Below are 10952 nucleotides of genomic sequence, written 5' to 3' on the forward strand. Positions count from 1 at the left end.
GATTTTAGTATTTTAGGCTTTTTTTATGAGGCCTATGTTAATAGGCCTCGGAATCATTATTGTTTAGTGAAATGTAATGAAGTTTTTGCACCAAAAAAACCAGCAAAAGTACTGACTAGGGCACCAAGTAATAGAGCAAAGAATGAAGCAAGCGATATTTTAGCCGCCATTTCCGCAGCCCTATCGGCACTTTCACGTGCTTGTTTTTTCAACTCAGCATAATTTTTCTTAGCTTCATCAATTTTTTGCTCAGCATCTGTGAATCGTTGGTTAATAACTTCTGATGCTTTGTTTTTTGCTGAGATGATATTCGTTACCGCTTGATTGACTTCATCTGGAGTCAAATCTGAATTTTTACTGATAGCGTTAGTTAGAGACGTTCTATCTACATCTTTAGTCAAAGCATTTACACGTGTTTTTAGCTTGTTTTTCAACTTGTTGATGGTTATATCGTTATCTTTTGGCGAGACTACAATTTCATTAATCGCTTCAGAAATATCGTCTTTAGCACCATTCATTTGTTCGTCAATATACTCTGGTTGTAAAGACTCTATCCCACTTTTTTTAATCAAATCTGTCAAGTTTGATGTCATTCCCTGTTGTTTTAAATTTGTGTTGATATCGATATTATGAAATATCTCGCTACCTGATTTAGCAAGACTAGAAACACCATTCCCGAGCATAGAGCTCGCACTATAAGCCGCATTTCCTGTGGCTGATGCCACACTACCAAGTACGTTACCGGTTGTTTTTATCGCGCTACCTAGAATTAAGCTGCCAAGAACAGCTGCAATTATTAAAGCAGTTGACCACACTAAAAAACCATGAATTGCACCATCTATACCAGCAAGCCGACCTGCAATATATCCTCCAACCGCTAAGCTAATTATAGCTGAAAATACGTACCAAACGAGCACGGAAGTCGCAACCCCATCCATTGGATCCCCTGATAATGGCTCAATCATTGAGAATCCGAGAGCTGCACCAAGCGTCGACATCAATATTGATATTGCAAGTACGGATAAACTTCCAGCCCAAATCCCGCCCCATGATGCTGATTTTAGCTGTCCAACTCTGTTTGTAAGCTCCATTGAATGCTCCTTGTTAATAAAATTATTTAAATCATTAAAAGTATAGTCTAGCGGGTAAACTATAATGAGTATTGGATAAGAAAAGAATTAAAATCTAGAACGCATAAAATAACAGTGGAATTTATATTAAACCAACTGAATATGATTCTCCATATGGAAGAATGTGCCAGTAACCATCTGGTTGTTATGACGCCATTAATATTGAAAAGAACAATATTGATGTATATGAATTGGTTTGTATAAAATTAATCACTATCATTCAGAGATATAGTTCCTTTGGCGGATTCACCCTGAATTGATATGATCTCTCGTCACTGACTTAAGTCCCATAACAGCTCAATGGATCCTTTTCATTCGCAGATTAGCCTTAAAGACGGAAGCCATCCGCAAGCAGGATGGCTTCCGACATCAGTACACCATATAGAAAAATTAGTTTGCAATGCGCGTTTTAATTAAAGCTTACAAATGAACTAATTCTAAAGAGTGCCAGTACCACCATCTGAGCACCATACTTGTCCTGAGGTGAAACTTGAGTCCTCCTCTGCAAGAGTGACATAAAGAGGGGCAATTTCTACAGGTTGTCCCGGTCTTTCAATTGGAGTATCAGCTCCGAACTGTGGGATCGCATCTTGAGGCTGCCCGCCACAGACTTGCAGAGGGGTCCAGTAAGGTCCTGGAGCAACAGCATTCACTCGTATATTTTTAACCGCTAGTTGTTTTGCAAGCGATTTGGTGAATGCTACTATAGAGGCCTTAGTTTGTGCATAATCTAACAGCCCAGCGGAAGGTGTATAAGCCTGAACAGAAGATGTGTTGATGATCGTTGCACCAGACGTCATTATCTTAAGAGCATATTTAGATATCCAGAACATCGCATAAACGTTAGTTTTGAAAGTCGCATCAAACTGCTCGGTTGTTAGGTCTGAGATTGACTCAACGAACTGTTGCTTACCTGCATTATTAACTAATATATCTAATCCCTCCAGTAACCCAGCTGCCTGATTCACTAATGATTTACAGAAGTTTTCGTCACGAATATCCCCAGGAATGGCATATCCTTTTCGTCCTGCTCGTTCGATAAATTCTATAACCTCTTTGGCATCAGCTTCTTCATTGGGTAAATAATTAATAACAACATCTGCACCCTCGCGAGCAAAAGCGATAGCAACTGCCCTGCCGATCCCTGAATCACCTCCAGTGATCAATGCCTTTCGATTAATAAGCCGGTCACTACCTTGATAACTATCTTCCCCGTGATCAGGTCTTGGTTTCATTTGGCTTACTAGACCAGGTTCAGGTTGAGACTGAATATCAAATGGCGGGAAAGGATATTGATTACTTGTACTAGTCATAACTTATCCTTAATTAGCAAGTTACATAATTAAAATTAACCGGGTATCTCAATAGCGACTTTTTCTCTAGACCAGATACGATGTTCCTTCATTGCTTGACTAAAACCTTGCACTAATTTTTTCGTATCGGAATCAGTCACTACGCCTTTATCGGGTTTAGGTAATGATAGTGATTCATATAACTCAATTGCTCTGCCTTGTAAGCCAATAACTTTAAGATGTTTAAAAGCTTGAAGTAAGTAGTGTTTAGCATTGCCATTCTTTATGAGCTTTTGAATACTTTCCTCTCCAGTTGGAACAATAACGGCATCAACTAAAACAGAAGGATTCCCTTCTATTGTGCCATCAGCATCGATTTCGGTACCTTGGAGAGTCGCTATTTTCCCCAAATGGGGGGCGAAGATTTTGGTATGGATACCAAGCTTATGCAGTAAATTCGTTATATTGGAAACAGAATCACCACAAACGCCATCAGCAACAAGAAGCGCGACTTGCCGTGACTTTAAAACTTGCTTATGGCCATCATACATACTTAATGAAGAGTCCTTTTTTAGACCATAAACGTGTTCTGGCAGAAGCTGTGCGAGTTGTTCTTTACTTAATTTTATTCCTAGATTATCAGCTACTGACTTAGCTAAATTATGATCTATGTAGGTGAGTTGGTTAACAACACGTTCACGTATCCATGAGCGAACCACTTTCCCTAATTCGAAACTAAACCCTCCAACTATATGGTCTTGCTGACTCTTAGTTTGGCTTAACCAGAATAGTCGGGGTTGAGAGTAATAATCTGCAAATGTATCACTTCGCTTGCGGAGCTTAGTACCGTCAGTTTTTTGAGGATAAGAAACAAAACCGCCTTCTGTATCAGCGGATGCAGTTTCTCTTGGCCAGTTATTGTTTATTGAGTTAGGTTCATAATTTGCACCGTTAGTAATACTCATTCGATGCATACCATCACGCTGATGATTTTGAAAAGGACACACTGGTTTATTGATGGGGATTTCATGGAAATTAGTGCCCCCAAGTCTGCTGATCTGTGTATCGATATATGAAAATAGTCGTCCCTGAAGCAGGGGATCATCAGAGAAATCGAGTCCAGGCACAATATTGCCAGGGCAAAATGCAACCTGTTCAGTTTCACTGAAATAATTATCGGGATTGCGGTTTAAGGTCATCATGCCTACTCGCTGTACAGGAACCAATGACTCAGGTATCAGCTTAGTAGGATCTAATATATCGAAATCAAATTTATGCTCATCCTCTTCACTAATAACCTGTAAACCGAGTTCATACTGCGGATAATCACCGGCTTCAATAGACTCCCATAATTCACGTCGGTGAAAATCCGGATCTCGCCCAGTTAAGAGTTGAGCTTCATCCCAAATTAAGGATGCAACACCATATACCGGTTTCCAATGAAAGCGAACAAAATGGCATTGCCCTTTCGCATTGATCATTTTGTAGGTATGAATGCCAAAGCCTTCCATCATGCGATAGCTACGGGGTATACCACGGTCTGACATTGCCCACATTACATTATGCAAAGTTTCAGGTTGTAGAGAGACATAGTCCCAAAAAGTATCATGGGCGCTTTGTCCTTGCGGAATTTCATTATGTGGTTCTGGTTTCACCGCATGTACAAAATCTGGGAATTTGATAGCGTCTTGAATAAAAAAAATAGGGGTGTTGTTACCCACCAGATCAAAATTACCTTCTGATGTATAGAATTTTGTTGCCCAGCCGCGTATGTCCCTGACGGTATCAGCAGACCCTCTAGAGCCTTGAACAGTAGAAAATCTCACAAATACGGGGGTTTTGACAGAAGGATCCCGAAGAAATCCGGCTTTTGTGAGTGGTGCTAAATCTTTATAAACCTGAAAATAACCATGTGCACCTGCGCCGCGAGCATGAACTACTCGTTCCGGTATGCGCTCATGATCGAAATGGGTAATTTTCTCACGAAGGATAAAGTCCTCAAGTAAGGTTGAACCGCGGCTACCTGCTTTTAATGAATTTTGGTTATCAGAGATCTTAACCCCTTGATTAGTGCGCAAGTGTTCTTGATCTGGTAATGCTCGAAATTTGTCTAGCTGCTTGAGTTTTTTATTAGAAATTTTGGTCGACTTTTGAGAACCGGGTGCCATAGGTTCCGTTCCAGGAGGACTAATGCTATTTATTGGTTTCAATGAGATATTATCTGGTGCTGTATCTAAATAGTGTGGTTTTACAGTTGAGTTTTGATGATTAGCACTCAGGATTTTCGAACTAGGTTTGTTGTTTGACTCTTTCATATGACCACCATAATCAATAATTTCAATGGGTTATTTGAAAGTGAAAGTTAATCCACACTTATAGAATAGTTAAGTTTTGTTCATGTATGTATTTTTTTGAAAAAAAAGCTGATTTAGTTGTCAACTAAATCAGCTTTGTTGGATTTTCGAGAAGACTTCATTGAGTTTCGAGTATCTCTTAGCAAGATGTACTGCGAAAAGATAGAATAAACACGCCAGCGGAAAGAGATTTTCCGGCCAACATAGCATACCAATTGCATTTCCTAAGGTCCTCAACATCAAAATCCGCACGATGTAAGTGATCTGTCATTGCTATGAAATTTAAGTACTTGATAGATAATTCAATAATTAATAGGTATTTAATTAGCAGAATAATCTAATGCTGCACAAAAAAATGCCTTTGTGTGGTATTTTTTTCTAACGATAGCTTAATTTATAACGAGAGAAATTAATGACGTTTACTTATTTTTGACATACTGCTGTTGGATTGAGTTAACAAAGCGAAGTGGCATTGAGATGCTATGTGTTTACGTTAATCCCACTATAACGACTCATAAAAAGGTGGAAAAATAAATGATAAGTTATCGGGTTACCTAAAATTTGTGATAACTACATTGCAGATTTGGTGGACGCAGTGCTGATATATATGCTATTGATTCCAGTATAAATATAAAAAAAACAATTTGTTACGTCTCAGCCTACTTTTTAACGCTTAATACACACTTGAGGCTTCTCCGCTTTAGTGATGAAAGTTTACCTTGCTGGACAATTATGTTACAGCAGTCAGAAAGAGCACCAAGTGTTATTGATGAATTAAATGCATCGCTTTGGCCACTAAAAGACGAGCAGAAAGTTGGCACTAAAACACTCAAATTATTCATTTTTTGATAAGTTTTCTAACATCTGCATGAGTAATGCAGTGATAACAAAGCAAAGCTGCAATCCTATGTACATTAGAATTTTATCATTAGGAATGTTTTTTGATTCCATAAAAACACCTAGAAGATGGATAGTAGAGATAGAAACAACAGAAATAAATACTTTGTTTTTTAAAGACTCAACATCCATCTTACCTATCCATGATAATTCATCATCAGCGCCTTTGACATTTAGACGTGATACAAAGTTTTCATATCCGGAGAAGATCACCATGACAAGTAATCCGCCGATCAGAACGAAATCGACAAGGGATAGCAGGCTAAGTATGAGCTCTTCATTATTGTAATGAGATGCATTCAAAATTATCGTATATAACTCAATGAAAAATTTATAGGCCAGAATTATTAAACCTGCAGACAGACCTAAATACACCGGAGCCATTACCCATCTTGTCGCAAATAAAATCCTCGTAAATATCTTCCCCATTGCGCCCCCTATATCTAGTTAAAATTCAGTAAGTTAAGTTGTTGGTAATGAAACTTCGATGCTGTCACCTCTTTCAAAGAAGAAATCGGCTTTCAGCCAAAGAAAAGAAATTCTTGACCTTACAAAAGAGGTCTCGATATATTAAAAAATATAATAATAATGGAAAAAACTCAATTTAAAATGTACCCTTCAAGGCGCCATATTACATATGGTTGGGAAAGTTAAAGAGGATATATTAATGAAATTTTTAAGTAAAACCCTTTTGGCAGCAGCAATCACACTGCTCATTGCTGGATGTGATGATGCAGATAAGAAAGTTGACTCTCATTTGCAACATACTAAAGATTCAGCTACACAGCTGAACGACGCGGCATCAGAAAAAGCAGCAGCTATTAAAGATGAAGCCGATAAGCACATTGATGCCGTTAAACAAGAAGCCGGTAAGCAAGCTGAACAGCTGACTGAAAAAGCTAAATCGCTTAAATCAGAAGCTGATTCAAAAGCTCAGTCTATTGCTGCTCAGGCTAAAGTAGAAGGAGATGAAATCAAAGCTGATGCCAAACAAAAAAGTGAGCAAATTGTAGAAAAGGTTGACCATATAAAGCAGCAAGCTATTACTGGTGCTAACGATGTGGCTACAGATGCGGCTGCTAAAACAAAAGAAATTAAAGACAGCATGAAGAGAGAAAACGATCTTACCCAGGCTGAATCTACTTCTAATAAAAAGAATAACAATTAAGGTATTACAATGGGAATTATATCTTGGATCATCTTTGGCCTAGTCGCTGGTATTATTGCAAAATGGATTATGCCAGGTAAAGAGAATGTTGGCTTTTTCATCACTATTGCTTTAGGTATCGTGGGGGCAATCGTTGGTGGCTATATCAGCACATTTTTTGGCTTCGGAAAAGTGGATGGTTTCAATTTCGGCAGTTTTGTTGTTGCCGTTATTGGCGCAATTGTGGTGCTCTATATCTATAGAAAAATTAAAAGTTAAAGTCATGAAAGGGGCATGTTGTATGCCCCTTATACAAAGCAAGGGCTTAATATGGAATTTTATGGCATTGTTCTGCTTAAGTTTGTCATAGGGTTTGTTGTCGTTATATCTCATTTGAACTTTTCAGGTAAGACTCAGCTTTCACAAATGACGCCTGTTGACTTCATTGGAAACTTTGTTCTGGGTGGCATTATTGGCGGTGTGATTTATAGCGATGCCATTCCCATGCATCAATATATTATTGTGTTATTTATTGGTGTATGTTTGATTTCGCTGCTTAATTGGGTCAGTAAACACGTCTGGTTTTTCAGGTCATTTACCATTGGTGAACCAATAGCTATCATAAAGAACGGTAAGTTCCTTATGGATAACATACTTCGTCGCAGGAATAAAATAGATATAATAAATGTTGCTTCGCAACTGCATTCTCAAGGTGTACATTCATTTCAAGAAATACGTTATGCACAAATTGAACCAAACGGCTCTCTCTCTGTCGTTTGTGATGGTGGAAAAATGCCATCAATCATTCTTATGAAAGATGGCCGCCCACGCCAGTCTGAGCTTAACGGTATAGATAAAGATGAGGATTGGCTTGAGGAACATCTCCAGAGTGTAGGAATAGAGAGAGAACAAGTGTTTATTGCTGAGTTTTGGGATGGAAAACTAACGTTTATACTTAAAGATGGGAAGGTCAAGCGAAGTCATAGCTAACGTTAAGATAGATTATTCCCTATTAATCAGCCCCACCTTAAATGAAAGATTATCCTATAAAGGTTCTCATTTAAAGGGGGGGATGTTCGGGCGGGCATTTTTGCTCTTGGAGTATTAATCATTACTTACTCAAGCGTTATAGAAACTCGGCTTATACAAGCGCATGAAATAGCTAACTTGTTGTTTTATATTGATTTTTACACTTATAAAGTGTTATCATGTTGTTTTATAAAAACTTACAGTATGAAATAGATAACTATAGTAAAGTGAATAATATAATTATATTGTTTTTCTCCTTGAGCGATTAAATTATACTTTTATTGCTATCAATCACAATTAGCAGATTATTTATCTACAACATTTATATGATATTCATTTAAAATTTTAAGTGTTCTTAATGAAGATGCAATGGTAGCAACAATGTTTTGACAATTTAGGGACTTACATTATATATTGAGATAAATATTTTACATTTATATTCGAGGTGTGTTATGCAATTTTTGCAAAGTCTCACAGCTGTATCGGTATCGGCTCTTTTTTTTATCACAAATGCTTATGCTGCTAATATGAATCTAGAACAACAAAAAATAAATGCTAAAATTGGCTCGCAGTTTAGTATAGAGCTGAAATCTAATCCAACAACTGGATATTTATGGATTTTACGCAAGCTACCTGAAAATGTCGCATACATTGGTAGTCAGTATGAGGAAAACATATCTTGTAAAAATAAAAAACTTGTTGGATGTGGCGGTAGTACAATAATGCATTTTATTGCCGTTTCCCCCGGAATGTCTAAGGTCGTCCTGCAATATGCTCAACCTTGGGAACCACTTCCTAAAGAAAGTACGACTTACGATATTAATATAAAATAGCTATACAAAATAAATACTCAAGAGACCGAGCTAAAATGATACTGTAATTGAAAGTTATTGTGTTGTCTTTGTTGTCGAATTTTCATCCACACACTTATCCCCCGTTTCTGTGGATAAATCATACGCAGTACGGGGCTTGCATTACATGACTTAGAGCCTGAGTATTGGTTTAGACACGATACATCACTAATTCTTGGCCATCAATTATATCCTTTCTTGATAGCTCACCTTAATTTGAGATCAGTAAATTGAGTTGGGAGTAATTTCTTCGTTACCTATCAGCGTAAGCACACTGATGAAAAGAAATAACTCCGCTCTTTACCGTATCCAGCTCTTTTTCCTACTATTGGGTATTTCCGCTAGAATCCCCAAAGGCTGTTCATTGTCCTGTAATTTGGCTACACTCCGCACGGGCTCTGGGGTTGCATACCTCATGGCTGGCGGTGGCGCCGTTCCGGGCGCGTTACGGCGACCACCGCAATTTCGTTTTTTACGCTCACTTCGTTTTTTCCCCAATACTAGCACTGACCGATCACCGATTTATTCCCCTTCCCTGTTATCATCAAGCTCGGCAAAATAGTCACTCAGAAAACGTCTTTTGCATTTTGGCCACCGGCCTGCGCGACATCACGGCTAGCGTTGTGTGTTTTTTGTACCAAAATGCACGAGATTGCGGAGATTAAAAAATTGAGCCTGATACCCCACAATCTAGAACAGAATTCACGTAGCGCGATCGGTTTGCCTGGCGGCTATGCGCGTGCGGTTCGGCTGCGTGAAATGGCGATCGCCGCCGATCTGGATGTGCCTCGCTATTTATTGGCGCCAGAAATTTCAGTGCTGCTCAGCTATCTTCCCGATTTGCGTCAGCGGGTGTTGATTGAAACATTGTGGAACACCGGCGCGCGGATCAACGAAGCACTGGCCCTCACACCGAGTGACTTTTTTTTCAACGCGGATATGCCCTTCGTCAGACTGCGGACGTTGAAACAACGGGCACCGCGTACTCGAGGACGTCCGACGAAAGATGAACAGCAAGAGGTCCCCTTCCGAGCGGTGCCTTTACCCGATGAAGATTACGTTCGCCGACTGCAGGAATATTTTGCGACCTTTAGACTGCTTGCGCGCCGAGCGACACCGATGTGGGATGTGGCTAGCCAAGAGACGCCGCGTAACTGGTTAAAAGCGGCGGTGGAAAGAGCAGAACGTGACGGTGTCACATTTTCAGTTCGTCCCATCACACCACATACGTTTAGGCACAGCTATGCGGTGCATTTGCTGATGAATGGCATACATATCAAACAGGTTCAGTCATTGATGGGGCATAAAAGAATAGAGAACACCGAGGTGTATACGAAAATTTTTGCGCTCGATGTGACGCCTGATTTGAGTTTTTCGATGTCGCCGGCACAGGCCAAATTATTGCTGCGCTAGTCAGTCATGTTAAGTGAAAAACGGAAAAGCCTTCATGATTAGGTTGCTGTTGGGCGCTGAGGTGGCACTGTTCTAATAGGGGAAAAATACCGGAGGTATCACCAGTGAATCGTACCGCGAGTGTTTTGACAAGTTTTCCATTCTCATCAAAAGAGGGCTGCAGCTCCTCTTTTGGGGTATAGATTGCGCTGGCAGTATTGGAGCTCTTCCAATGCTGATCCCACTCTTTACGTGAGACCATAAAATCTAGCCAACCCATTGTTTTCAATGTCTCAACGAAGTACGTAAATCGGAATAAGTCACTTTGGGCTGCTAATTCTTCAGCACTTGAACGGTATATATACTCTACTTTTTTGAGTAAGTTGGCCCCGAACCCATATTTTTTACCCTGAGCGAGCAGCCATATAACGTCTGGCGCAACGCACTTCGGGAACAGCTTGCGTTTTTGGGCTGTAAACAGCCATTGCATAATAAAGACATGCTGCTCTAGCGAAGACTGCGCTTTCCCCTCTGTCTGGGCTAGGCGTACCGATGTCAGCAGGCACCAGGCCAGATGCGCTAATTCTGATGTAGGACGCGTGTGATAAGGAACTGTCATGTCAGTGATTTATGTTGAATATAATGATGTGGAGAATATTAGCATAAGGATATAAACGTAGCGAAAATACTCGGCTTTATTTATAGAAATCAGCCTATTGAGTATTCATCCACCGATTATGAGAGTCAAGTTAGGGGGAAAGCAGAGGAATGGCTAGCTCATGCTAGCCGCTGAAATGCTTAGTGGCGAATTTGGGCCAGTTCGTCTTCGGAAAGGCCGGTCATTGTCATGACGGTATTAC

Annotated in this window: 10 protein-coding genes; 5 read left to right on the forward strand and 5 right to left on the reverse strand. The window is 39.7% G+C overall.

Annotated elements, in window-relative coordinates; all coding sequences use genetic code 11:
• Positions 1–56: 56 nt before the first annotated feature.
• The 4 genes from HMPREF3091_RS10700 to HMPREF3091_RS10715 all read right to left on the reverse strand — a co-directional run bounded on the left by HMPREF3091_RS10700 (position 57) and on the right by HMPREF3091_RS10715 (position 6102).
• Entirely contained in the window at positions 57–1091 is a 1035-nt protein-coding gene (locus tag HMPREF3091_RS10700; protein ID WP_070715777.1) for a CAP-Gly protein, read from the reverse strand.
• A 476-nt stretch (positions 1092–1567) separates the two neighbouring features.
• Positions 1568–2443 (reverse strand): SDR family oxidoreductase, encoded by an 876-nt coding sequence (locus tag HMPREF3091_RS10705; RefSeq protein ID WP_070715780.1) that lies wholly within the window; start codon positions 2441–2443, stop codon positions 1568–1570.
• Between the two features lie 35 nt (positions 2444–2478).
• Positions 2479–4737: a catalase HPII gene (gene katE / locus HMPREF3091_RS10710; RefSeq protein WP_070715781.1), complete on the reverse strand. Its 2259-nt coding sequence runs from the start codon at positions 4735–4737 to the stop codon at positions 2479–2481.
• Positions 4738–5610: 873 nt separating this feature from the next.
• The gene (locus HMPREF3091_RS10715; protein WP_070715782.1) at positions 5611–6102 is read right to left on the reverse strand and encodes a TIGR00645 family protein; all 492 of its coding nucleotides are present in this window, start codon (positions 6100–6102) and stop codon (positions 5611–5613) included.
• 238 nt (positions 6103–6340) lie between these two features.
• Between HMPREF3091_RS10715 and HMPREF3091_RS10720 the strand changes: the two genes are divergently transcribed.
• The 5 genes from HMPREF3091_RS10720 (at position 6341) to HMPREF3091_RS10740 (ending at position 10113) form a co-directional block, all read left to right on the forward strand.
• Complete coding sequence (locus HMPREF3091_RS10720) at positions 6341–6841, forward strand: E3 ubiquitin--protein ligase (protein ID WP_070715793.1); 501 nt, start codon at positions 6341–6343, stop codon at positions 6839–6841.
• Between the two features lie 9 nt (positions 6842–6850).
• On the forward strand, positions 6851–7099 hold the full coding sequence (locus tag HMPREF3091_RS10725; protein ID WP_070715784.1) for a GlsB/YeaQ/YmgE family stress response membrane protein: 249 nt from the start codon (positions 6851–6853) through the stop codon (positions 7097–7099).
• Positions 7100–7150: 51 nt separating this feature from the next.
• Positions 7151–7810, forward strand: a complete 660-nt coding sequence (locus tag HMPREF3091_RS10730) for a DUF421 domain-containing protein (protein WP_070715795.1) — start codon at positions 7151–7153, stop codon at positions 7808–7810.
• Positions 7811–8301: 491 nt separating this feature from the next.
• Positions 8302–8682, forward strand: a complete 381-nt coding sequence (locus HMPREF3091_RS10735) for a protease inhibitor I42 family protein (RefSeq protein WP_070715786.1) — start codon at positions 8302–8304, stop codon at positions 8680–8682.
• A gap of 687 nt (positions 8683–9369) precedes the next feature.
• Positions 9370–10113, forward strand: a complete 744-nt coding sequence (locus HMPREF3091_RS10740; RefSeq protein ID WP_371328686.1) for a tyrosine-type recombinase/integrase — start codon at positions 9370–9372, stop codon at positions 10111–10113.
• A gap of 4 nt (positions 10114–10117) precedes the next feature.
• Here HMPREF3091_RS10740 and HMPREF3091_RS10745 read toward each other — a convergent pair whose 3' ends face one another.
• Complete coding sequence (locus HMPREF3091_RS10745) at positions 10118–10711, reverse strand: DUF2913 family protein (protein ID WP_070715791.1); 594 nt, start codon at positions 10709–10711, stop codon at positions 10118–10120.
• Positions 10712–10952: the final 241 nt, after the last annotated feature.

The organism is Hafnia sp. HMSC23F03 (assembly GCF_001816025.1).
GTDB lineage: Bacteria > Pseudomonadota > Gammaproteobacteria > Enterobacterales > Enterobacteriaceae > Hafnia > Hafnia paralvei.

What these genes read in the sequence shown, in the direction of transcription:
- HMPREF3091_RS10745 (WP_070715791.1), bottom strand. Translation starts at nt 10,711, where the DNA reads ATGACAGTTCCTTATCACACGCGTCCTACATCAGAATTAGCGCATCTG.
- HMPREF3091_RS10730 (WP_070715795.1), top strand. Translation starts at nt 7,151, where the DNA reads ATGGAATTTTATGGCATTGTTCTGCTTAAGTTTGTCATAGGGTTTGTT.
- HMPREF3091_RS10725 (WP_070715784.1), top strand. Translation starts at nt 6,851, where the DNA reads ATGGGAATTATATCTTGGATCATCTTTGGCCTAGTCGCTGGTATTATT.
- HMPREF3091_RS10705 (WP_070715780.1), bottom strand. Translation starts at nt 2,443, where the DNA reads ATGACTAGTACAAGTAATCAATATCCTTTCCCGCCATTTGATATTCAG.
- HMPREF3091_RS10715 (WP_070715782.1), bottom strand. Translation starts at nt 6,102, where the DNA reads ATGGGGAAGATATTTACGAGGATTTTATTTGCGACAAGATGGGTAATG.
- katE (WP_070715781.1), bottom strand. Translation starts at nt 4,737, where the DNA reads ATGAAAGAGTCAAACAACAAACCTAGTTCGAAAATCCTGAGTGCTAAT.
- HMPREF3091_RS10720 (WP_070715793.1), top strand. Translation starts at nt 6,341, where the DNA reads ATGAAATTTTTAAGTAAAACCCTTTTGGCAGCAGCAATCACACTGCTC.
- HMPREF3091_RS10700 (WP_070715777.1), bottom strand. Translation starts at nt 1,091, where the DNA reads ATGGAGCTTACAAACAGAGTTGGACAGCTAAAATCAGCATCATGGGGC.
- HMPREF3091_RS10735 (WP_070715786.1), top strand. Translation starts at nt 8,302, where the DNA reads ATGCAATTTTTGCAAAGTCTCACAGCTGTATCGGTATCGGCTCTTTTT.